General features: G+C 64.3%; 20 protein-coding genes. 7 read left to right on the top strand and 13 right to left on the bottom strand.

From position 1 onward, the window contains the following. Positions 1-104: 104 nt before the first annotated feature. Positions 105-1,097: a DUF808 domain-containing protein gene (locus BUA69_RS02215; protein WP_046136268.1), complete on the bottom strand. Its 993-nt coding sequence runs from the start codon at positions 1,095-1,097 to the stop codon at positions 105-107. A 110-nt stretch (positions 1,098-1,207) separates the two neighbouring features. On the opposite strand from BUA69_RS02215, the gene BUA69_RS02210 reads away from it, so the two are divergent. Next, a complete protein-coding gene (locus BUA69_RS02210) occupies positions 1,208-1,555 on the top strand; it encodes a hypothetical protein (protein WP_046136267.1) in 348 nt (115 codons plus the stop codon). Between the two features lie 64 nt (positions 1,556-1,619). Here the strand turns inward: BUA69_RS02210 and glyS are convergent, their stop codons facing one another. From glyS to BUA69_RS02175, 7 genes are all read right to left on the bottom strand, one after another. Continuing rightward, positions 1,620-3,644, bottom strand: a complete 2,025-nt coding sequence (glyS, locus tag BUA69_RS02205; protein ID WP_046136266.1) for a glycine--tRNA ligase subunit beta — start codon at positions 3,642-3,644, stop codon at positions 1,620-1,622. A 95-nt stretch (positions 3,645-3,739) separates the two neighbouring features. Then, positions 3,740-5,650: a DUF2207 domain-containing protein gene (locus BUA69_RS02200; protein WP_083588488.1), complete on the bottom strand. Its 1,911-nt coding sequence runs from the start codon at positions 5,648-5,650 to the stop codon at positions 3,740-3,742. A gap of 8 nt (positions 5,651-5,658) precedes the next feature. Then, a complete protein-coding gene (locus BUA69_RS02195; RefSeq protein WP_046135665.1) occupies positions 5,659-6,213 on the bottom strand; it encodes a LemA family protein in 555 nt (184 codons plus the stop codon). Between the two features lie 101 nt (positions 6,214-6,314). Continuing rightward, positions 6,315-7,220, bottom strand: a complete 906-nt coding sequence (locus tag BUA69_RS02190; protein ID WP_046135666.1) for a glycine--tRNA ligase subunit alpha — start codon at positions 7,218-7,220, stop codon at positions 6,315-6,317. Between the two features lie 109 nt (positions 7,221-7,329). Further along, positions 7,330-7,566 carry a hypothetical protein gene (locus tag BUA69_RS02185; protein ID WP_046135644.1) on the bottom strand — a complete coding sequence of 79 codons (237 nt, stop codon included), beginning with the start codon at positions 7,564-7,566 and terminating at the stop codon, positions 7,330-7,332. Positions 7,567-7,569: 3 nt separating this feature from the next. Then, positions 7,570-8,403, bottom strand: a complete 834-nt coding sequence (locus tag BUA69_RS02180) for a S49 family peptidase (protein WP_046135645.1) — start codon at positions 8,401-8,403, stop codon at positions 7,570-7,572. Between the two features lie 47 nt (positions 8,404-8,450). Next, positions 8,451-9,158 (bottom strand): tRNA1(Val) (adenine(37)-N6)-methyltransferase, encoded by a 708-nt coding sequence (locus BUA69_RS02175; protein WP_052950591.1) that lies wholly within the window; start codon positions 9,156-9,158, stop codon positions 8,451-8,453. 173 nt (positions 9,159-9,331) lie between these two features. Between BUA69_RS02175 and BUA69_RS02170 the strand changes: the two genes are divergently transcribed. Beyond that, positions 9,332-10,345, top strand: coding sequence for a polyprenyl synthetase family protein (locus BUA69_RS02170; RefSeq protein WP_046135646.1), 1,014 nt, complete (start codon positions 9,332-9,334; stop codon positions 10,343-10,345). Between the two features lie 207 nt (positions 10,346-10,552). Here the strand turns inward: BUA69_RS02170 and BUA69_RS02165 are convergent, their stop codons facing one another. From BUA69_RS02165 to BUA69_RS02155, 3 genes are all read right to left on the bottom strand, one after another. After that, on the bottom strand, positions 10,553-11,428 hold the full coding sequence (locus tag BUA69_RS02165) for a 4-(cytidine 5'-diphospho)-2-C-methyl-D-erythritol kinase (protein ID WP_046135647.1): 876 nt from the start codon (positions 11,426-11,428) through the stop codon (positions 10,553-10,555). A gap of 7 nt (positions 11,429-11,435) precedes the next feature. After that, entirely contained in the window at positions 11,436-13,151 is a 1,716-nt protein-coding gene (locus tag BUA69_RS02160; protein ID WP_052950592.1) for a tetratricopeptide repeat protein, read from the bottom strand. Between the two features lie 148 nt (positions 13,152-13,299). Continuing rightward, positions 13,300-14,943 carry an electron transfer flavoprotein-ubiquinone oxidoreductase gene (locus BUA69_RS02155; RefSeq protein ID WP_046135648.1) on the bottom strand — a complete coding sequence of 548 codons (1,644 nt, stop codon included), beginning with the start codon at positions 14,941-14,943 and terminating at the stop codon, positions 13,300-13,302. 74 nt (positions 14,944-15,017) lie between these two features. Here BUA69_RS02155 and BUA69_RS02150 point away from each other — a divergent pair, with 74 nt between their 5' ends. From BUA69_RS02150 to moaB, 3 genes are all read left to right on the top strand, one after another. Then, positions 15,018-15,848, top strand: a complete 831-nt coding sequence (locus BUA69_RS02150; RefSeq protein ID WP_046135649.1) for a uracil-DNA glycosylase — start codon at positions 15,018-15,020, stop codon at positions 15,846-15,848. Positions 15,849-16,198: 350 nt separating this feature from the next. Continuing rightward, positions 16,199-17,527, top strand: a complete 1,329-nt coding sequence (locus BUA69_RS02145; RefSeq protein ID WP_046135650.1) for an MFS transporter — start codon at positions 16,199-16,201, stop codon at positions 17,525-17,527. After that, positions 17,505-18,041, top strand: coding sequence for a molybdenum cofactor biosynthesis protein B (gene moaB / locus BUA69_RS02140; protein WP_046135651.1), 537 nt, complete (start codon positions 17,505-17,507; stop codon positions 18,039-18,041). The genes BUA69_RS02145 and moaB overlap by 23 nt, the downstream gene beginning before the upstream one ends. A 6-nt stretch (positions 18,042-18,047) precedes the next feature. On the opposite strand, the gene BUA69_RS02135 is transcribed toward moaB, so the two are convergent. Both BUA69_RS02135 and BUA69_RS02130 read right to left on the bottom strand, forming a co-directional pair. Further along, a complete protein-coding gene (locus tag BUA69_RS02135; protein ID WP_052950593.1) occupies positions 18,048-19,211 on the bottom strand; it encodes a GGDEF domain-containing protein in 1,164 nt (387 codons plus the stop codon). A gap of 191 nt (positions 19,212-19,402) precedes the next feature. Then, positions 19,403-20,881, bottom strand: a complete 1,479-nt coding sequence (locus BUA69_RS02130; protein WP_046135652.1) for an MDR family MFS transporter — start codon at positions 20,879-20,881, stop codon at positions 19,403-19,405. Positions 20,882-21,257: 376 nt separating this feature from the next. Between BUA69_RS02130 and BUA69_RS02125 the strand changes: the two genes are divergently transcribed. Both BUA69_RS02125 and BUA69_RS02120 read left to right on the top strand, forming a co-directional pair. Beyond that, on the top strand, positions 21,258-22,406 hold the full coding sequence (locus BUA69_RS02125) for a PA0069 family radical SAM protein (RefSeq protein WP_082093857.1): 1,149 nt from the start codon (positions 21,258-21,260) through the stop codon (positions 22,404-22,406). A 201-nt stretch (positions 22,407-22,607) separates the two neighbouring features. Continuing rightward, on the top strand, positions 22,608-23,474 hold the full coding sequence (locus tag BUA69_RS02120) for a phosphotransferase family protein (protein ID WP_046135653.1): 867 nt from the start codon (positions 22,608-22,610) through the stop codon (positions 23,472-23,474).

Genomic DNA, 23,474 nt, shown 5'->3' with positions numbered 1-23,474 from the left:
GGCCGGAATCCATGCTGTGCTTTGTCCGCACACCGGATGTCTGGGAGAACCTTCAGCATGGATCCCGGCCTCCGCCGGGATGACACCGAGCGCTGGAATGCCCCTTACGACCCCACCTGCCCCGGCTTGCGCCAAAGCCCCGTGATCCAGCCCCAGACCGGCTCAACGACATATCCCGCCACCGGGATCAGCAGCAGCCCCAGTACCAGCCCGGCGATACCCGACAGGATCGCCCCAATCGTCCAGGCGGCGAAGTCGGCGATTGCCGGCACCGCATGGCGGGCCGCCGCTTCGGCGCCTTCCAGGATGTGTTCGAACAGCGAAATGCCGAACGAATCGAGGCCGTGGATGACAATGCCACCGCCCACCCAGATCATCGCCGCGGTGCCCACCACGCCCAACGTCTGCATGAAGCCGGGCATGGCCTTCACCAGCCAGCGGCCAAAGCTGCGCCCAAAACCGGTCTTGCCCCTGCGCGCCAGCAGCACACCGAAATCGTCGGCTTTGACGATCAGCGCCACGCCGCCATAAACCAGCGCAGTAATGCCGATCCCGACCAGCGCCAGCACCATGGCCTGGGTGAGGAAATCCCCCGCCGGGATCGCCGCCAGCGCAATCGTCATGATCTCGGCCGAGAGGATGAAATCGGTCTTGATCGCGCCCGAGACCTTTTCCTCCTCCAGCGATTGCGGCGAGGCCCCCACGGGTGACACCTCCACTGCATGGGCGGCCACCTCATGCGGCAGGAAATGGGCAAAGACCTTTTCGGCGCCCTCGTAACAGAGATAAGCGCCGCCAAGCATCAGCAGCGGCGAAATGGCACCCGGCAGGAAGGCGCTCAGCAGCAGCGCCGCCGGCAGCAGGAATACCAGCTTGTTGCGGATCGAGCCCAACGCGATCTTGCCGACAATGGGCAATTCGCGGTCGGCGGTGAAGCCATCGACATAGCGCGGGGTTACCGCCGCATCGTCGATTACCGCGCCCATGGCTTTGGCCCCGGCCTTGGCCGCCTGCCCGGCGACATCGTCCAGCGAGGCGGCGGCGACCTTGACGAGGCCCGCGACGTCATCGAGCAGAGCCAATAGTCCAACGCTCATGATCGTTCTCCATCAACGCCGCCAGCCTATACAGCCCCTTGGGCGCTGAGAAGCGCGACCTTGCAGTGACGATGGCTTGATTTGTCTGCGTGCATTCCGCGGCGCACACTATGGGCATGATCCGCTCCACCGCCCTTGCCGCAGTCCTTGTGGCCGCGCTCACCCTGCCCGCAATGGCCCAGTTTCCGCCGCCGGGAATCTATGCCTGCGTCGATGCGGCGGGAAATGCCTTCGGCACGCTGACGCTATTCGTGGCGGGGGATTATGACTTCACTTCCAGCGTGATCCCGAGTGGCAAGGGTCAACTGGCCTCGGCCGGACCGAGCGTCAATTCGATCAGCGGCCCGCTGGCCGATATCCACCTGACCGGCAGCTTTGCCACCGGCGAACGCGGCGAGGCCGTATTCATCTTCGCCAGCGACAAGGGCGCCCTGCAATGCGCCTTGCCGCCTGAATGAGGCCACTGCAGGACCGGTCCCTCTTGTGGGAGGGACCCGATCGAGTGAGACGGCCGTCCAGGACCTAGCCAGCAACCTTAGAGAAATCCGCCACCAGGTGCATGGTGTCACGCAGGCGTGCCAGCAGGTTCAGCCGATTGACCCGCACTGCCGGGTCGGCATCGTTGACCAGCACAGCGGTGAAGAACGCATCGACCGGGCCACGCAGTGTCCCCAGCTCGGCCATCGCGCCCTTATAGTCGTCGCTGGCCACATGCGTCATGACGGCGGCATGGACTGCGTCGACCGCAAAGGCCAGTGCGGTTTCCTCGGGCAGCTGCAAGGCGTCCTGATTGACAGCGCCGCCATAGGCCTTGCCGTCCTTCTTTTCCTCGGCCGCCAGAATATTGGCGGCGCGCTTGTATCCGGCCAGCAAGTTCACGCCATCTTCCGACGAAAGCAGCGCCGATAGCGCTTCGACCCGCTGGGTGATGGTCAGGATATCGTTGCTGTCGCCCGCGATGACCGCGTCGACCAGATCGTGGCGCGCGCCCGCGTCGCGCAGCGTGCCCTTGAGGCGGTCATGGAAAAAGGCCAGGAGGTCCGGCTCGACCTGCAGCGGGAATTTCAGCCCGTTTTCCGAGATGATGCGGATGACGCCCAGCGCCGCCCGGCGCAATGCGAAGGGATCGCGCGAGCCGGTCGGCTTTTCGTCGATGGCCCAGAACCCGGTCAACAGGTCCAGCTTGTCGGCCAGGGCTACGGCAATCGCCACCGGATCGGTCGGCACCTTGTCGGTCGGGCCCAGCGGCTTGTAGTGCAGCTCGACGGCATCGGCGATATCGGCGGGTTCGCCCTGGGCGGCGGCATAATAGCGCCCCATCAGGCCCTGCAATTCGGGGAATTCACCAACCATGCCGGTGACCAGGTCGGCCTTGGCCAGCATGGCGGCGCGCTTGGCGCGTTCGGGATCGGCGCCAACCTGCGGCGCGATCTCGCCCGCCAGCTTGACCAGGCGCTCGACGCGGGCAAATTGCGTCCCGAGCTTGGCATGGAACACCATGTCCTCGAGCTTGGGCAGGCCATGCTCCAGCGGGCTCGCCAGGTCGCCCTGATAAAAGAAGGCGGCATCGCTGAGGCGGGCACGAATGACACGCTCATTGCCGGCGGTGATCACGTCGCCGCCATCGGTGGGGATCGTATTGGCGGTGATGATGAAATTGGGCGCCAGCTTGCCGCTGGCATCGCGCAGGCAGAAGCATTTCTGATTGGCGCGGATGGTAGCAATGATGACTTCCTCGGGCAGCTTGAGGAAATCGGGATCGAACGAGCCCATCATCACCACCGGCCATTCGACCAGCCCGGCGACTTCTTCGAGCAGTCCTTCGTCGGCAATGACCGTCAGCCCCTGGGCGAATGCCAGCTGCTCGGCGTCGGTCTTGATGATGTCCTTGCGGCGGTCGAGGTCCAGCACCACCTTGGCGCGCTCCAGCGCCATCACATAGTCCTCGAAGCGACGAACGCGGATCGCATCCGGCGCCAGGAAGCGGTGGCCGTATGTAGTCTGGCCGGCCTGCAGCTCATTGGTAGCAAACGGGATGATTTCGGGCTCTTCGTTCTCGGCGCCAAACGTCGCGGTGATGGCACGCAGCGGGCGCACCCAGCTGAAAGTCCCAGTGCCCCAGCGCATCGATTTGGCCCAGGGGAAATCCGCCAGAATTTTGGGTAGCATGGCCGACAGCAGCTCGATGGCACCGGCGCCGGGCTTTTCGATCAGCGCGACATAGAAATCACCCTTTTTGGGATCGCTTTCGATCTTGGCCTGATCGATCGAGTTCAGCCCGGCGGCGCGCAGGAAGCCATCGATGGCGGGCTGCGGGGCACCAACCTTGGGGCCCTTCTTTTCTTCGCGCGTATCGGGCGAGCGGGCGGGCAGACCGGTGACGGTCAGCGCCAGGCGGCGCGGGGTCACGAAAGCCTTGGCGCCCTCATAGACCAGTCCTGCATCGACCAGACCGTTGGTGACGGCCTTCTTGAGATCATCGGCCGCACGGCGCTGAAAGCGCGCGGGGATTTCTTCGGAAAACAGTTCGAGCAGCAGTTCGGGCATGGTGGAACACCAGAGTTGGAAGGCGCGGTTTACCTAACTTGGGGGGCGCCGAATGTCCACTTGGTTGCGGACATCGGTGCAATTGTCGTTGCGCGCTACCAGCCGCCGCCACCGCCACCGCCGCCGCCGCCGCCCGAAAAGCCCCCGCCACCGCCGCCACCGCCGCTGGAAAACCCGGACGACGATGCCTGCACCGGCTGTGCCGCGACCATGGCCGCCGCCATGCCCGAGCTTGCTGCCGCCACAGACTCGGAGATCCGGCCGGGCGAGAACGAACTGCCGCTATACCACACCGGGCGATAGCCCTCCGGCACATCGGGGACCGCATTGCGGGCCAATTCGCCCTCGAAATGCTGCGACCACGGCTTTTCAACGCCCAGCGCAATGGCATAGGGCAGGATGCGTTCAAAGCGCTCCACCGTCATCGGCGGTTCGCCCGCCATGTTCAGGCGCTCTTTCTCGGCTGTCTCCAGATAGAGCTTGAAGCCGTCAATCTCATCCATGACCTTGCGGCCCTGGATGGTGGGCGCCCGCATCAGCACGGCAAACACCACGGTAATGGCGACAATCGACAGGGCAGCCATTGCGGCCGTATTGATCTGGACGCGCGAGAAGCTTTCCAGCGCCACACCCACCAGGTTGAACGCAAAGATCGACACCACGATGCCGGTGATGAAGCGCGACACCAGGCTACCCTGCCAGAAGCGGGTCACCGCGGTCCCGAGCAGGGCCACGATGACGCCGCCGATCACCGCCAGGAACAGCCAGACCGGGTCGAGCACATCACTCCACACCAGCAGCCCGAGGCAAACCACCGCCAGAACCACCCCCAGCACCGCATAACCGGTGTTGGCCCGGAACCAGCGTTCGCGGTTTTCCGACTGGATGGCGGCGACGAATTCGTCCTTGCGCTTGTTGAGCCCGGGACCATTGGCCTTGTCGATCACCGTCGTGCCCCGGGTACTGAAATAGTTGAGCACCAATTGCTCACCCGGCGGCAGCGGCTCACTGGGCGTCTTGCCGGTGACGCTGACCTTGAGTGCCTTGCCGGAATTGTCGATCGTCACCAGCCCCTTGACCCCCAGATCGAAGATCGCGGCAGTAAAGGCGGTCCAGCCACCATTGGCGAAACCCCATTTGTGGACGAAATGGGTGAGCGCCGGTGAGAAACCCTTGGGTGCATGGAACAGCGGAATGATCACGCCCTTTGCCGGGTCTCGCCCCACCGACATCCAGGCCAGCAGATTGTAGAACAGCACCAGTGCCACCGCGAGCAGCGGCACAATGACATCGCGCAGGTCCGACAACCACTGCCAGACAGCATCCAGTCCGGTCGGGCCGGTCAGCACGCCCTTGTTGAAGGCAACGGCGATGGTCATGCCCTCGCCCGGGCCCAGTCGGCGCTGGCTGCGGAACGTCGCCGTCCGGTCCGACGTCCGGGTGATGGTCACCGCCTGTTCGGTGGAGCCGAGCGGGCCGGTATAGGCCACGAGGTCGGCGATCACCGCGCCCGGCGGCAGGGTAACGGTTGCAACCGACTTGATGATCGGAAAGATCCAGTAATTGCCGGTGGCGTTCCAGTAGAGCTCGTCATGGTCATCGAACATGCGCCCCATGCGGCTCATCGTATAGGTCAGTTCATAGCGCTGCCGGCCGCGCCCGAGCAACGTCTCCGACGAGCCGATCCAGATGCGCTGGAAGTCGCCCATCCGCTCCAGCCGGAACGGCTCGTCGGCGCCGTTGCGCCTGACGCTCAGCACATCCAGCACCGGGCGGATCTTGCCGCCATCGGGCGCCAGCATGGTCACCGGGATATCCCGGAAAATGCCGCGCCGGATCTCGATGCCCTGGGCCAGCACATCGATGGTCTCTGTGACCGTCACCGTGCCGTCCGTGGCCAGCACCAGATTGGCGGCAAAGGCGTTGATCTGCTCCTGCGCCCGCGCCGGCAGGGTCAGCAACAGGCCCAGCAACAGCAGGGCAATTGCCCGAACCAGCACGCGCATGGGATGGCTCAGTTGAACTTGACGCTGGGAACGGCCCGGTCGGCCTCGTTCTCCAGCTCGAAATATTCCGCCTTCTCGAATTTGAAGCCATTGGCGACGAGATTGGAGGGAAAGGACTCGACGGTCACATTGAGATTACGCACGGCGCCATTGTAATAGCGGCGCGCCATCTGGATCTCGTCTTCCACGGTCTGCAGCGCCGCCTGGAATTCCAGAAATGTCGTATTGGCCTTGAGATCGGGATAGGCCTCAGCCACGGCAAAGAGGCGCCCCAGCGCCGAGGACAGCGCCCCTTCGGCCTGGGCGCGCTGCTCGGGCGTGCCGTTCTGGGCCGATTGCGCGGCGGTGCGGGCATTGGTCACCGATTCGAGCGTTTCGCGCTCATGGGCCATGTAGCCCTTGACCGTCTCCATCAGGTTGGGGATCAGGTCGGTGCGGCGCTTGAGCTGCACGTCGATGCCCGACCACCCCTCCTCGACCATCTGCCGGTTCTTGACCAGGCTGTTATAGATGGAAACGGCATAGACGGCGGCGATGGCGATGACGCCAAGAATGATCCAGATGGCCATGAGCTTCTCCCAATGCGGCAGCTAACCCCGCCGAGTTGCAGGGACATTCGCATTGGTCAGAGGAGAGCGCAACGGGCCTTATCGGCCCGTCGCAATCAGCCTTCCGCCCCGCCGCCGTCGGTCTGCAGCCAGGCGGCACCGCAGGCCTTGGCCAGGTCGCGGATGCGCAGGATGTAGCTCTGCCGTTCGGTGACCGAAATCACGCCGCGCGCATCGAGCATATTGAAATTGTGCGAGGCCTTGATCACCTGCTCATAGGCGGGCACAGCCATGGTCTGGCGATTGCCTTCGGCCCCCTGAGTCAGGATCGCCTTGCACTCGTCCTCGGCATCCTTGAAGTGCCGGAACAGGATTTCGGTGTCGGCGGCCTCGAAATTATACTTGGAGAACTCGCGTTCGTTCTGCAGGAACACATCGCCATAGGTCACCTTTTCGGCGCCCTCGCGGCCATTGTAATTGAGGTCGTAGACGTTCTCGACGCCCTGCACATACATGGCGAGGCGCTCGAGCCCATAGGTGATTTCCCCCGGTACCGGCGCGCATTCAAAGCCGGCGACCTGCTGGAAATAGGTGAACTGGCTGACTTCCATGCCGTCGCACCAGCACTCCCAGCCCAGGCCCCAGGCGCCCAGCGTCGGGCTTTCCCAGTCGTCCTCGACAAAGCGGATATCGTGCAGCGATGCGTCCAGCCCGATCTCGGCCAGCGAGGCAAGATAGAGTTCCTGGATGTTGGGCGGCGATGGCTTGAGGATCACCTGGAACTGGTAATAGTGCTGCAGCCGATTGGGGTTTTCGCCATAGCGGCCATCCTTGGGGCGGCGCGACGGCTGCACATAGGCGGCCTTCCAGGGCTTGGGGCCCAGCGCGCGCAAGGTGGTGGCGGTGTGGAACGTACCGGCGCCCATCTGCATGTCATAGGGCTGCATGATGACGCAGCCCTGCTCTGCCCAATAGTTCTGCAGGGTCAGGATCAGCCCCTGAAACGAATTCCTGGGGTCCATATGGGGCTTGCGGTCGGTCATGTTCGGTATCCGGGAGAGCAACGGGCGCGAACCTAGTTACTGCGCCCTGCCCGGTCAACTGCGCTTGCTCAACCGGCCAACCTTGCGATCACCGCCGGGCGCTGTCGTCGTCGCCTGGGCGATAGGTGCCGTCCTTGTCGCGCTTCAGGTCGATGATGCCCGGCTTGCCCCGCTCGGCCAGATCGCGCTCGCGCCGCAGGCGCTGGGCTTCCTTGTCCTCGGCCTTGAACTGGCCGGACCAGTCCCGCCAGATCTTGCGGATGCCGAAATAGATCGCCAGCCCGATGGCGGCGTAGATGACGAGACGAAGAATGATACCGGTCATGGTCTAGAGTCCGAAACGCGCCCAGGCGGCGCGATCCTCGACCGTGGCCGAGACGTCCGAGGCAATGGAAAAGCCGAAACGCGGCAAATTGAACAGGCCCCGCTTGGCCTCGATCGGCTTGAGCGCGATATCCTTGCCGTAGCGGCTGCGCAGGGTCTCGTTCAGGTCACCAAGCCCATCGATCAGGCCGAGATCGAGACCGCGCAAGCCCGTCCACCACTCGCCGGTGAACAGTGTTTCGTCGCTGGCCTTGAGCCTGGCGCCCCGCCGCCCCTTCACATGATCGATAAACACCTGATGGATATCGAGCTCGAAACTCTTGATGCGGTCGATATCCTCGGCCTTTTCCGGCAGGAACGGATCGAGCGTCGACTTGTTCTTGCCCGCCGTGTGCACGCGCCGCTCGACGCCGAGCTTGTCCAGTGCGCCGACAAAGCCAAAACCGGCCATGATGACCCCGATCGATCCGACAATGGAGGATGGATCGGCGATGATCTCGTCGCCGGCCACGGCGATGAAATAGCCGCCCGAGGCCGCCGCATCCTCGACAAAGACCAGCACGGTCTTGCCATGCTCGTCGGCCAGGTTGCGGATGCGCTTGGAGATCAGCCGCGACTGCACCGGCGAGCCGCCCGGCGAATTGACGATAATCGCCACCGCAGGCGCCGACTTGATGGCGAAGGCGCGCTTCAGCAAGGGTTCGACATTGGCGATGTTGAGCCGCCCCTGGCGCTGCTCGGCGGCAATGATGCCATGCAGCCGCACCACCGGGATCACCGGCACACGGCGGAACAGGCGGGCCAGCCAGCTTTTGCGCTTGCTCGTCTCGTGCGCCATGGTCGCTCCTTGTTACTCGGCCCAGATTTAGGTGGCCCCGTCGTCAATTACCAGACGAGGCGTGCCTCGCCGCGGAAGATCGCGTCGAATTCTGGCAGGAAGCCCCGGCCCTCATCGCCGTGCAGGGCCCGCGAGGCCAGCATGGTCAGCGGCGCCCGCGATCCCTTGATCGCCCGCACCAGCACCCGCGTCACCGCCTGCCCCGGCCGCGGGGTCAATGGCAACACCGTCACAGCGCCGAAGCGCTGGGTGAAGCCGGCCAGCAAAGGCGAGAGGCTTTCCACCGGATAGACGAAAATCACCTCGCCACCCGGCGTGGCGCAGCCGGCGGCGGTCTTGATCCAGAGATCGAGCGTCGCCGGATCCATATGACGGGCCCCGGCGCGCCCTCCTTCGCCGGCCAGCGTGCCGGCGCCGGCATCAAAGAATGGCGGATTGGCGATTACCGAGGCATAGGCATTCTCCGCCAGCCCGGCCGCATGGCGCTCGGCGCCCTTGGCGGTCACGTCAACGGCCAGCACCGTCGTGCGCGCCGAAAAGCCATTGGCGGCGGCATTGTCCCGCGTCAGGGCCAGAATGTCCTTGTCCCGGTCGGCCAGCGTCGCCACCATATCGGGCCAATGGCTCATCGCCACCAGCCCCGCAGTGCCCACGCCACAGCCCAGATCGAGCAGCCATGGGCTGCCCGGCGCCACTGCTGCGCCCAGCAATACGCTATCGAGCCCGGCACGGAAGCCATGGCGCGGCTGCGACACTATGAGCCTTCCACCCAAAAAGGCATCGCGTGTCGGCGTTTGGTGTTTTACAAAGTCTTGTGGCTGGTCTAGGGACATCGCACCCGAATGGCCGGTTTCGCGCGACCATACATGCGCATCCACATTGGGCTCAACCAGATTTGCCCATAGAGGCGAACGAGGACGGAAAAGCGGTGTCAGTTCTGGCGCAAACCAAGTCGGCGATCAGCGCCAATGCGATCGAGAGGCTGTTGCAGGCGACCGAGGCCGATATGGCCAAGGTCAATGCGATGATTCTGGCCCGGGCTGATTCGCACGTCGAGATGGTGCCCGAACTCGCGCGCTACCTGATCGAGAGCGGCGGCAAGCGCCTGCGCCCGATGCTGACCGTCGCGGCGGCTTCGCTGTTTGGCGGCGGCACTGGCAGCGCGATCAATTTCGCTGCCGCCGTCGAATTCATGCACAATGCCACCCTGCTCCACGACGATGTCGTCGACGAGAGCGACATGCGCCGCGGCAAGCCAGCCGCCCGCATGGTGTGGGGCAACCAGGCCAGCGTGCTGGTCGGCGATTTCCTCCTCGGTCAGGCCTTCATGATGATGGTCGAAACCAAGGATATCGAAGCGCTGGGCGTTCTCGCCGCCGCTGCCGCGGCGATGGCCGAGGGCGAAGTCTTCCAGCTGGCCAAGACCGGCGATCTGGAAACCTCCGCCGCCGATTATGCCGAAGTGATCCGCGCCAAGACCGCGACCCTGTTCGAGGCCGCCTGCGAAGTCGGCGCGATGGCCGGTGGCGCCGATGAAGCCGGGCGCAAGGCGCTCAAGGCCTATGGCCTGGAACTCGGCAATGCCTTCCAGCTGGTTGATGACGTGCTCGACTATCGCGGCGAAAGCGGCACGCTGGGCAAGAATACCGGCGACGACCTGCGCGAAGGCAAGATGACCCTGCCGGTGATTCTGGCGCTGGCCGAAGGCACTGAGGCCGAGCAGGCCACCATCTCGGCCGCCCTCGGCGATGTCGATGCAACGCCGGCACAGGTGGCCGAGATCGTCGCCATTTTCGAGCGCTACAACACGCTGTCGCGCACGCTCGACAAGGCCAATGCCCACGCCCGCGCCGCCCGCGAAGCCCTGAGCGTCCTGCCGCCATCCGACATGGCAACCCTCCTCGCCGACGTCGTCGAATTCAGCGTTCTGCGCGCCTACTAAGCCGTTCACGGCTCTCATTGCGCTGCCCACGGGCTTGCCCCGTGGGTCACTCCCAACACGGCACGCCCCCGCCATTCCATCGTCATTGCTCGGCTTGTCCGGGCAATCCATCTTCGCCCAGACAGCACGACTGGATCACAAGCCGGGTGATGACGGTGGTAATACACATGTCGCAGTCAACGGAGAGCAGGAAAAACCCCGCGCCACCTAAGGCACAATCAACGGCGCCGCCGCAACCCAATGGTCCGGGTTCTGCTCCCGCAACTCATGCGCCGCCTGATGCGCCTGCGCGCCCGAACCAAACAGCCCGAACACCGTCGCCCCCGAGCCCGACATCCGCGCCAGAATACACCCTGGCGCCGCCGCCAGATGCGCGATCAACCGCCCGACCTCGGGCACCAGCGCAATCGCCGGCGTTTCCAGGTCATTGCGCGTCTCGGCCAGCCAGATCCCCAGCTGCGCCGGGCGGGTCAGCGGCACCGGCAAAGCCGGCAGCGGATCGTTGTCGCGGCTGGTCAGCCGGCGAAACACATCCGCAGTGATCACCGGAATCAGCGGATTAACCAGCACCACATGGCAGGCCGGAAATTGCGGCAGTGGCGACAGGATTTCGCCGACACCGCGCGCCACCAAGGGGCTCGAAATCAGGCAGGCCGGCACATCGGCGCCCAGCCGCCCGGCCAGTTCCGATAGTTCCGCCAGCGCAATCGGCCGATCCGCCAGCCCCGCCATCAGCCGCAGGGCCGCAGCCGCGTCGGCCGAACCACCACCAATCCCGGCGGCCACCGGCAGGTTCTTGTGCAGCGTCAGCGCCAGGCCAGCCTCGACCGCATCGGGCCAGCGCTCGCGAAACGCCGCGACGGCGCGTGTCACCAGATTGGTCTCGCCATTGCTCAGCGCCTTGGCAAAAGGGCCGGTGACAGCCAGCGAATCAGTCTTGGCCGGCGCCGCCGTGATCTCATCGGCAATATCGGCAAAGACGATCAGGCTTTCGAGATCGTGATAGCCATCGTCACGCCGCCGCGTGACATGCAGCGCCAGATTGATCTTGGCCGGCGCCGCCTGGGATTGGACTTCAAACATAAGTCCCTTACTCGGTGGCGTTTTCTTCGGTCAGTCCATCGGCCAGCTTGGGCGCGACGCGTTCCTTGACATTGCCAACCTCATCGACCGAAGCGGCGATATTCCACTGGAACCGCGCCTCGAGCTGACGGCCGGCCTTCCAATAGGCATCGCCCAGATGGTCATTGATCTCGGCATCGTTGGGCCGCAGCTGCACGGCCTGTTCCAGCGTGGTCACGGCCTCGTCGATGCGATCCATCTTGTAAAAGGCCCAGCCGAGCGAATCGACGATGTAGCCATCCTGAGGCACCGCGGCGACGGCCTTTTCGATCATTTCCAGCGCCGGCTCCAGGTTCATGTCCTGGTCGATCCAGCTATAGCCGAGATAGTTCAGCACCTGCGGCTGGTCGGGATTGAGCTTGAGCGCCTTGAGAAAATCAGCCTCGGCCTTGGGCCATTCCTTGGCCCGCTCATAGCTGATGCCGCGCACATAATAGAACCGCCAGTCGGCAGGGCTTTCGCCGCCGGACAGTTCCAGCGCCTTGGTATAGGCGTCGGCAGCCTTCACATATTGCTCGTCATAGCGCAGCAGGTCGCCGAGCACCGAGACAGCGTCGAGGTCGTCCGGCTGGGTGGCGACGATATTGCCCAGACGGCGCAGCGCCTCCGGGCGGTCGCCCATATTGTCCAGATTGGTGGCAATGCGCACCACGGCGGTGGGTTTCATCGCCGAGGTCGGGGGCACGCCCTCATAGACCTTGTTGGCCGCGACATGCTGGTCGGCGCTGTCGAGCAACTGGCCCAGTGCCAGCGAGATCACATCGGCATTGGGGTCCAGATAGAGACCGAGGCGCAGGAAAACCAGCGACAGATCCAGGCTGCCATCACGGGCGAGGGCAACGCCGATGCCATGGAACATTTCGGCAGCGCCAACCTGCACATTGGCGGCAAAAATGCCCGGCTTCTGACCGGCATCCACCGCTTCCTTGACGATGGTCACCACCGGGTGGGACAGGCCCTGATTCTCGAACTGGGCAATGGCTTCCTTGGCTTCATCGAAGCGACCGGCATTGGCCAGGATACGTGCATAGACTTCCACGATCCGCGCCACGAAGGGCTCGGTATCGAAGGCCTTGCCGGCCAGCTGGATGGCCCGCTTGGTATCGCCGGAGGCCTCAGCCATCAGTGCCCGGTGGAACACCAGGAAATCGGCGAGGCCGCCCTGCCCGAGCTTGTCGAGCACGGCATCGGCTTCGGCACCGCGATTGTCACCCACCAGCGCCCAGGCGCGCAGGATGCCGCCGGTTATGGCGGTAAAGCTATCCTGGCCGATCTTGGACAGCATGGTGTCGGCGGCGCCATAGCGGCGCTCCTTGAGCGCTTCAGTGGCCACGACCAGCTGGGCCAGCTCATTGGTCGGATCAAGATCGAGCAGGTGTTTTGCCGTCGACGCGGCCTGGCCGATCTGGCCGTCGGCGGCAAAGCCGATAAAGGCGCGCTCGACCAGCACCGGATTGTCCCAGTCCTGCTGCGCGGCCATCATGAAATAGCGCGCGGCTTCGTCGGTCCGCAAATCCTGCAACGCCTGCTGGCCAGCCATATAGGAGCCGGTGACGCTGGCATTGAACATCTGGAGAATATTGGCGGTCACGTTGCCTTGCGCCATGGTCGGGGCGACGACAAGACTGCCCAGGGCCAGCGCCAGCACAGCAGGTCGCACGATACGGTTCATGAGCTTGGTCACGAGGCTGAATTCTCCCTTGGCCCTTGCAGGCCGGTGTGTGCAGTTCCGCTTGCGCGAGTAGCACCTTTTACTGCGTCAAGATTGTCGATTTTGCGACCGCGCCGCAAGGCCAGCTTGGTCAAGAGCTCGTCACTATTGGCTGACCGGTTCACATTCCGTTGTAGTTGGGCCCGCTGCCGCCCTCTGGCGGCACCCAGGTGATGTTCTGGGCCGGGTCCTTGATGTCGCAGGTCTTGCAGTGCACGCAATTGGCCGCGTGAATGCGGAACACCGGGGCGCCACCCTCTTGTGCCATTTCATAGACCCCGGCGGGACAATAAAGCGGCGCCGGCTCGCCATAAAGCGGCAGGTTATCGCGCACCGGCACAGCCGGATCGGCCAGTTTGAGGTGAATGGGCTGGTCCTCGTCATGGGCGAGGTTGGCCAGAAACACCGACGACGTCCGATCGAACGTGGTCTTGCCGTCCGGCCGCGCATAGGTCCGGCGCTTGGCCCCAAGCGGGCGGAGTGCCGCGAAGTCAGGCTGTCGATGATGCAGCGTTCCCAGCGGCGAGGTCTTGAACAGCGCCCGGCACCACATATCGGCGCCCGCCGCCAACACCCCGGCCAGTGTCCCCAATCGCGACCAGAGCGGCTTGACGTTCTCCACCGCGCGCAATTCGTCCTTGATCCCGGTCTGGAAGACGCGGGCCGAAAAATCCTCGATCAGGTCGTGCTGGCGGCCCTTCTCGATCGCCGCCCCCACCGCGTCAGCCGCCCCGATGCCGGAGAGAATCGCATTGTGGATGGCCTTGAGCCGCGGCGCATTCATGAAGCCGGCGGCGCAACCGATCAGCCCGCCACCGGGGAAAGCCAGTGTCGGCACCGATTGCCAGCCGCCCGAGGCCAAGGCCCGTGCGCCATAACTCAGCCGCGTCGCGCCTTCGAGCAGTGGGGCAATGCTGGGATGGGTCTTGAAGCGCTGGAACTCATCGAAAGGCGACAGGCTGGGATCGGCATAGTCGAGATGCACGACCAGCCCCAGATAGAGTTTGCGGTCCTGCGCGTGATAGGCAAATCCACCACCGGACGTGGCATTATCGAGCGGAAAGCCCATATAATGGTCGACCTTGCCGGGCTGATGCCGATCGGCCGGGATTTCCCAGACTTCCTTGATACCCAGTCCATATTTCTGCGGCTGGCGCTCGGTGCCGAATGCCGCATTCAATTGCTTGGCCAGCGATCCCCGCGCGCCCTCGGCGATCAGGGTATATCTGGCTTCCAGCGCAATGCCGGCCGCATGGCCTGGCTTGGGGTTGCCGTCAGCGTCCAGCCCCAGATCGCCGGTGATGATCCCGCGCACCGGGCCATCGCCGCTGCGCAGCACGTCGACCGCCGCGGTCATCGGGAAGATATCGACGCCCAGCTCGGCCGCCTGCTCCCCCAGCCAGCGCACCAAATCGCCAAGGCTGACGATCACCGCATTGGGGGTGCGCATCTGCGGCGGCAGGGCAAAATCAGGAAAGCTGAAATCGCGCCTGGCGGTGAGGAAATGGTAGGTATCGCTGGTCACGTCCGGGCCAACCGGCGCGCGCTTGAGCCGCCAATCGGGCAGCAGCGCGTCAAGCCCCACCGGGTCCATCACGGCGCCCGAAAGGATATGGCCGCCGACTTCCGCAGCTTTTTCCACTACGGTGACGGCGATGTCGGGATGGCGCTGCTTCAGCCTGATGGCCGCCGCAAGCCCGGAGGGGCCGGCACCGACGATCAGCACATCGGTCGAAAGGGTTTCCCGGTTGCCCGCCTCTGCCATATATCCTGCCCTAATCCTGCTTCATGCGCCCCGCCGTCTGGCCGCGCCGGGAGCGCTGTGACATAACAGAGATCATGTCAGAAGATCGACCGCTAAATCACGCCGAAATGGTCTCGGTGCTCGAATGGTATCGGGCCGCCGGGGTCGACATTGCCGTGGGCGAAGAGCCGGTCGACCGTTTTGCACAGCGGCCGCCGGTCCGCCCGCAGCAAGCGGCTGCGCCGGTCAAGGCCGCCTTGCCCGGTATGGCGCCAGAACGCCCGGCGCCACCGCCGCCCCCGGTTGTTTTCCAGGCCGATCCCGCCGAAGCCCGCATGCTGGCCGCCAGCGCCCAGAGCCTGGGCGAACTTGAAGCCACGCTCAATGCCTATGAGGGCTGCGGGCTCAAGCTGCGCGCCACCCAGCTGGTGTTCGCCGATGGTAATCCGGATGCCGAGATCATGCTGATCGGCGAAGCACCCGGCGCCGAAGAGGACCGCCAGGGCAAGCCGTTTGTCGGCAAGTCCGGGCAATTGCTCGACCGTATGCTGGCCGCCATCGGGCTGGATCGCACCAAGGTCTATATCGCCAATACCGTGCCATGGCGCCCGCCGGGCAATCGCACCCCCAGCCCCGAGGAAATGGCGCTCTGCCTGCCGTTCCTGCATCGCCAGGTCGAACTGGTCGCCCCCCGCCTGATCGTGACGCTGGGCGGCCCGGCCATGCAGACCGTGTTCTCCACCACGTCCGGCATCCTCAAGATGCGCGGCAAGTGGAGCGAGGTCGTCGTCGGCAATCACGGCGTCCAGGCCATGCCAACACTGCACCCCGCCTATCTGTTGCGCGCCCCCGCCGCCAAACAACAAGCCTGGCGCGACCTGCTGAGCCTGCGGCTGAAAATGGACGAGCTTGGTATCGGGGGATGATGGCGGCTGCGGCGCCGAGACCGTGTCCGTCTAACTCCTAAGCCACCAGTCACTCCCTTCCCTAACCACCCACCGGGTCATTCCCGCGCAGGCGGGAATCCATTCTTCCTTGGAACCACCGGACCCACCCAAAGAATGGTTTCCCGCCTGCGCGGGAATGACTCCGTGGTGTTGCAAGCGCACGGCGCGACTACCCCCACCGGACTACCGACACGCTAAGGCGCCTCACGCCACCGCAAAAAACTAAATTCCCCAATCGCCGCATTTCAGCCGTGCCAAACGCCGACGCCGCGCTATTGTCACCATTGCGTGATTTGCAACGTTCTCTCGCACCTAGTCCCGGAAGTGCCATGTCGTCCGTCATCAAGATCTACGCCCTGTTCCTCGGCTCCGCCCTCTTGATGTTCGGCGGTGGGCTTCAAGGCTTGCTGCTCTCGGTGCGTGGCGCGGAGGAAGGCTTTTCGCTGCTGGCACTCGGCCTGATCGGCACTGGCTGGTCGGTGGGCTTTGTTGCCGGCTCGATCACCGTGCCGCTGGTGGTGCGCAAGGTTGGCCACATCCGGGCCTTCTCGGTGATGGCCGCCATCGGCACCATCACCATCCTGCTCAATCTGCTGCTGATCAACGATATCAGCTGGATCATCCTGCGCGCGCTGTCCGGCTTCTGTTTTGCCGGCGCGGCGATGATCGTGGAAAGCTGGCTCAACGAAGTCGCCGAAAACCGCAGCCGCGGCACGATCTTTTCGATCTACACCACCATCAACATGACCGCTTCGACCCTGGGGCAGATCGCCATGTCGATCACCGGGGTGGCCGGCTATGTGCCCTTTGTCATCGGCGCCATCAGCTTCATCTGCGCCGTCTTGCCCACCGCACTGACCTCCAGCCCCCAGCCCCGCCCGCTGGCTTCGGCCAAGCTCGACGTCTGGCTGCTCTATCGCACTTCCCCCGTCGCCGCGATTGCAGCCTTCTCGGTTGGCATGGCCAATGGGTCCTTCGGCACGCTGGCCCCGGTCTATGGCTATCAGCAGGGTCTGGATGCCGGCGGCATCGCCTTTCTGTTCGCTCTGGCCGCCACGCTCGGCGCCATCGCGCAAATTCCCTTCGGCCGTCTCAGCGACCGCATCGACCGGCGCAAGGTGCTGATCGGGCTCTCCGGCACTGCCGCCGTGGTCGGCGCCTTGACCGTGCTGATCAATCCGGGCGCCGGCTGGATGATGTATGTGCTGTTCGCGCTCTATGGCTTTTCGGCCAACCCGATTTATGCCGTCGCCGTCGCCCATGCCAATGACTTCGCCAAGGATGGCGAATTTGCCAAGATCGCCGGCGGCATGCTGCTGATCCTGGGCATTGGCCTGGCCATCGGCCCGCTGGTGGCCTCGATGATCATGGGCGCGTTTTCGCCGGTTGGCCTGTTCATCGTCACCGCCACCTTCCATGGCGGGCTGGCGCTCTTCGCCTTCATGCGCATGCGCATCCGCAATGCTCCGGCCGCCGCCGACCGCGCGCCCTTCCAGCCGATGGGCAATGACAAGCAGGTGACGCCGGAAAGCGTTGCGCTCGATCCGCGGGCTGATAGTGATAGCGACGAGATTCCGGATGATCGCGAAGCGCCCGTGCCGGAGGAATTGATCGAGACGCCCGAGGAGAAGCGCGATGTTCAAGACGGAACGATTTGAAGACCGCGCGTTCAAGCCGCTGTCCATTGCCGTCGTTGCCGTGTCCGACACGCGGACGCTGGAAACCGATACCGGCGGCGCCCTGCTCAGGTCGTTGCTGGAAGCCGACGGCCATAGCTGCGCCGACCGCGTCGTGGTGCGCGACGATATCCAGCTGATCCGCCAGGCCGTGCAGGGCTTTGTCGCCAATCCCGGGGTCGACGTCATCCTGACCACCGGGGGCACAGGTTTTTCCGGCCGTGACGTCACCCCCGAGGCGGTCGAGCCCCTGTTCGACAAGCGCATGGAGGGGTTCTCCGTGCTGTTCCACCAATATTCGGCGACCACCGTCGGCACCAGTTCACTGCAGTCGCGGGCGACCGGCGGGCTGATCGGCACCACCTTCGTCTTCTGCCTGCCCGGCTCGCGCGGCGCCTGCCGCGATGCCTGGGAAGGTATCCTCAGCCACCAGCTCGATTATCGCCACAAGCCCTGCAATTTCGTCGAGCTGATGCCGCGCCTCGACGAGCGCTGATCTGGCTCAGGCGGCTCCCCCGCCGACAGGCTCGACAGCGCCGTCACGCCCGAGCATGACCCGATTGCGCCCCGCTGCCTTGGCGGCGTAAAGCGCGGTATCGGCGCATCGCAGCGCATGACGCAGGCTGACATCGTCCGGACCATAGGCAGATACACCGGCGCACAGCGTCACCGCACGATCCACTCCCAGCTGCCGCCAATCCCGGCCGGCACAGGCCAGGCGCACGCTATCGGCCAGTGCGCCGCCTTCGGCCAGCGAGACGCCCGGCAGGAGCGCGACAAATTCCTCGCCGCCAAACCGGGCGATCACCGCCTGTGGCGGCAGCATCGCGCGCAGCAGGCTGGCCTGCCCGGCCAGCACCAGGTCGCCGGTATCATGCCCGAACTGGTCGTTGATTGATTTGAACCCGTCGAGGTCGAGGATCAGCAGGACCCCCTTGCCCTCGGCCCCGCGCACCCGGCGCGCCGCGACCTCGAAACCGCGACGGTTCAACAGGCCCGTCAGCGGATCGTGATGGGCCGCCTGGCGATATTTCCCCAGCATATCCAGTGTGATCGCCGCCAGTCCGGCGAGACCGAACCAGAGGCTGAAGGCGCTGGCCAACAATTGCATGACAAAGGCATAATTGCTCGCAAGGAACTGCGCCACATCCTCGCCGGGCGGCAGCAGAACCCCGAACAATAGCGCCATGCCGGCATTGCTGAACACGCTGAGCAGCGCCAGCAGGCCAATGACCAGATCGATCCCGCGCAGCATGTGCCGCCAGGACAGCGCACAGGCCGTGGCCAATTGCAGGCTGATGCCGAGATCGACCACCAGCACGCTGGCGCCGAGGCTTTCCAGGCCGACGACGACATAGATATCGGCCAGGAACACGCCGACGCCCAGTGCCAGGCGCAACGGCCGGTGCGGTGGCACACCGAAGCGGGCAATGATGGCCTCGCCAAACATGAAATAGGACGCAAGGAACAGTCCGTCGGAGACCAGGGTGAGGACCGTGCCATCAACGGGCAGGATATAGACGGCGATGGCGGCGGCGCTGAGGAGATAGGCCACGCCCCAGTGACCGGCGCTGCGGATACCGGACCGAAACAATAGGGCAAACACCACACCCAGGGAGGCCTGGATGATAGGCAGGATCACCGCAAAATTGTCGATTGGTTCCACGTCCCGCCCCCGCGACGTGCTTCTTAGCCTCGAAAGGTAAGCAAAGCGTTCGATTGCGGCGGACTTGCGGCCTTGCGGTCCCGACAGGATTTCCCCCAACCGACAGCAGTGTTGTCCAAAAATGCCCCTGCCGCGATGGTCGCGGCAGGGGCCGATTGGTTTGACCGTTCTCGGGAAAACGCCCGCCGGCGCTAATGGACGGCGGTGTCACCCGGTGCGGTGGAGGCCGGCTTGCGGACGAACAGCGCCGCCACGACCATCAGCAGCGAAATGATGGCGCCGCACAGGAAGCCCGAGCGGATCCCGGCGGCCAGCGCTTCATTACCCACCAGTCCCTCGGCAGCACCGGCTGCCGTACGCAGGCTCATCACCGCCACGAACAGGGCGATACCGGCCGCCCCTGCCACCTGCTGCACGGAGCCAAGAATGGCACTGGCATGAGAATAGAGCGGCATCGGCACCGAGCTCATCGAGGCGGTGAACAGCGGGGTGAAGGTGAAGGCCAACCCGACGCTGAGCACGATATGGCCGGCAATGACCGCCCAGACCGGGGTAGTGGTGCCGACAAAGGTCAGCGCCCACATCACGGCCGAAACCATAATCGCGCCCGGCACCAGCAGCGGCCGGGGGCCGTGGCGGTCATAGAGCCGCCCCACCACCGGGCCGAGCAGCCCCATAAGCAACCCTCCGGGTAGCAGGATCATGCCGGTCTGCAGCGTATCGAGGCCCAGCACGCTCTGGGTGTAGATCGGCATCAGGATCGAGGTGCCCAGAAGCGCCACCATGGCGGCGGCCATGGTCAGCAGCGCAAAGGTATAGTTCTTGTGCTGCAGCGTCCGGAGGTCGAGCAGCGCCTTGTTCTGGTGCTGCAGCCCAATCTGGCGCCAGACGAAGATTGCCATGGCAACGAGGCCAACCGCGATCGGCACCCAGCTGGGTATGGCCGAACCGTGCTCGGAGGCTTCCCCCAGACTGGACAGCCCGTAGACCAGGCCGCCAAAGGCCAGGGCGGAGACGATTACCGAGAACACATCAAGCGGCGCGAAACGGGGCGTCGACACATTGCGGATGCGCATGGCGCCCAGAACCAGCGTCAGGATGGCGATGGGCAGGGTGAAATAGAACATGAAGCGCCAGTCGAAATTGGCGAGGATGAACCCGCCAATGGTCGGGCCGATGGCGGGGGCCACGGACATGACGATCGAGATATTGCCCATGGTCTTGCCGCGTCCCTCAAGGGGAACGAGCGTCATCACCGTGGTCATGAGCAGGGGCATCATGATGGCGGTGCCGGTGGCCTGAACCACGCGGCCGGCCACCAGCAGTTCGAGGCCCGGCGCCAGCGCGCAGACCAGGGTACCGAGCGAGAAGATGCTCATGGCCGCCACGAAGATCGGCCTGGTGTTGATCCGCTGCAAAAGGAAGCCGGTGACCGGGATCACCACCGCCATGGTCAGAAGGAAGGCCGTGGTCAGCCACTGCGCGGCGCTGGCCGTGACGCCCAGATCCTTCATCAGGTGCGGAATGGCGACGCTCATGATGGTTTCGTTGAGAAACACCACGAAGGTCGAGACCAGAAGAATGACAATGACCAGCCGGTTGCGGGCTGCATTGACGGGGTGGTGCGGCGCCTGTTCGGGCGCAGCATCCATGGTTGCTTCCATTGTCATCCTCAAATCCCTCTCAATGAATGTCATCGCTCCAGCGACGAAGAACGGCGCCGGTATTCGACACGGCAATGCGAATTGCTTGTGACAGCACGTGTCGGCAAGCTGATCGATATGGAACTGGCCCCAGCGGGCGGGCGGGCTGGCGGGCTGGCGGCGCAGTGATCGCCAGACCGGTAGAATGCCGGGGCGCGTTCTCTACTCCTTCTCATCCCGGCCCGTAAAGTCTTGCAATGCCCCTTTGGGGCTTGATTTTGGAAACATGATACATCCCCTCGTCTTTCTACTTGTTCTTGTTATGTTCCGCAACTCCTGTTAGCTTTGTTTGACGTCGAACCGGGTGATTCCCCCTCGCCCCGGCGCTATTGGGAGACGGAACATGGCCCTCTATCAGGCCCCATCCTTTGAAGCCCTGGAACGCTTGAGCCGTAGCCGCGACGCCGATCTCGCGCGGCGCGAACTGGTCGATCCCAGCCGCAATCGCGGCCGGGGCGCGCAGTCCAATCATTCCGGCCGATTTGAAAAGCAGAGCCGCGAGGGCTTTGACGATGGCTGGAGCACGGTCGAGCCATTGCCGCTGTTCGAGACGGTCGAGCACACTGAACGCGCCAAGACCATCATCACCTCCAATGACAGCCCCGACATTGGCTTTGATCGCTCGATCAATGCCTATCGCGGCTGCGAGCATGGCTGTTCCTATTGCTTCGCCCGGCCCAGCCACGCCTTTCTTGGCCATTCCGCCGGGATCGAGTTCGAGCGCGATATTTATGTGAAGACCAATGCGGTCGAGGCGCTGCGGGCCGAGCTCGGCGCTCGGAACTACAAGGTCAAGGCCATCGCCATGGGCACCAATACCGACCCGTACCAGCCCGCCGAGCGCAAGCATAAGCTGACCCGCGGCATCCTCGAAGTCATGCTGGAGACCCGCCATCCGGTGATGATCACCACCAAGTCGGCGCTGATCATCCGCGATCTTGATCTGTTGACCGAACTGGCCAAGCTGAACCTGGTCAAGGTGGCGATCTCGATGACCTCGATGGATCACAAGCTCAGCCGCAAGATGGAACCGCGCGCCTCCTCGCCGGCCCGCCGCCTGGAAGCCATCCGGTTGCTGGCGGAAGCTGGGGTTCCCGTCTCGGTATTTGCTTCCCCGATGATCCCGGCGATCAACGACATGGAGCTTGAACGCATTCTCGACGCCGCCGCTGCCCAAGGGGCCAAGGGCGCGTCGATGATCCTGGTCCGCCTGCCGGGCGAAGTGCGCGATATCTTCCGCGAGTGGCTGCTGCGCCACTTCCCGGACCGGGTTCGCCACGTCCTCGGCCTGATCCGCGACACGCGCGGCGGGCGCGACAATGATCCGCGCTTTGGCTCGCGCATGACTGGCGAAGGCCCCTACGCCACCCTGCTTCGCCAACGCTTCGACAAGGCCCGCGAACGCTACGGCCTCGTCGACAAGCTACCGGGCCTGCGCAACGATCTCTTCCTCGCCCCCAAGGTTGAAGACAAGCAGATGAGCCTGTTCTAGGCATCTGCGGCGCTGCGCTCCAAAGGCAGCGCCGCAGACAGCCTTGTGCACTCGCGGTGCCATTCCCGCGCAGCATTGGATACATTCTGGCGGTGCAGGAGTAGAACTGCATCAGTCTTGAGTTGCTCCGTCTCCCGGCCCGCCTTGCCCTCCAAAGTCCCAGGCGCTAAGGGCCTTGGGCCAGCCGCGAAAGGACATTTCATGCGCGACATGACCCTTGATACCCTGCAATCGGTCATCCTCGCCCGTTTCCCGGAACTGGCCTGCGCCTCGTTTGAACTGCTATCGACCGGCTGGGACAGCGTGGCGCTGGATGTCGATGATGCGTTGATCTTCAAGTTCCCGCGCAATGAGGTGGCCCGCGCGGCGTTGATCCGCGAAGCCAGCATCCTCGCTGCTGTCCGGCCATTTTTGACCATGCCGGTGCCGGACTTGACCCTCTATCAGGAGCCGCGCCTGTTCTCCCGCCACAAGAAGTTGCGGGGTGAACATCTCGTGACGGAGCAGTATGAGGCGCTGCCTGTCTCGGCCCGCGACCGCATGGCGGCGGAGCTGGCGCAGTTCTACAGCCAGTTGCATGCCATCGATAATCACGTCATGGCCGATGTCGGCGCCCGGCCAATCTTCGAATGGCTGGCGCCCGACGCCATTCTCGACCGCGCCTTGCCCTTGCTGCCGCCGAACCTGCACTCCTATGCCCAGCGAACCATCACCGCCTGGCGGGACCTGCCCCCCGATCCTCATGGCGTCACCTATGGCTTCTTCGACGGCCATGGCTGGAACATGGCATTCGACCATTCGGCCCACCGTCTCAATGGCGTCTACGACTTTTCCGATTCAGGCTTTGGCGCTTTGCAGCAGGATTTCATCTATTCCAACTTCATCGCCCGAGACCTCACCGAGCGGACGATCAGCGCCTATGAGACGTTGACCGGCAGAAGCATTGACCGCGAACGGGTCGAATTGCTCAGTGGCGTGCTGCGCCTCAACGAACTGGCAGAGGTCGCGCCGGAGCCGGACCGCCATGCAGAAATGGTCGACTATGTCGGCCGCTGGGTGCAGGGCTAA

The sequence above is a fragment of the Devosia limi DSM 17137 genome (genome assembly GCF_900128975.1).
GTDB classification, from domain to species: domain Bacteria; phylum Pseudomonadota; class Alphaproteobacteria; order Rhizobiales; family Devosiaceae; genus Devosia; species Devosia limi.
This window is presented reverse-complemented; position numbering and strand designations above follow the sequence as displayed.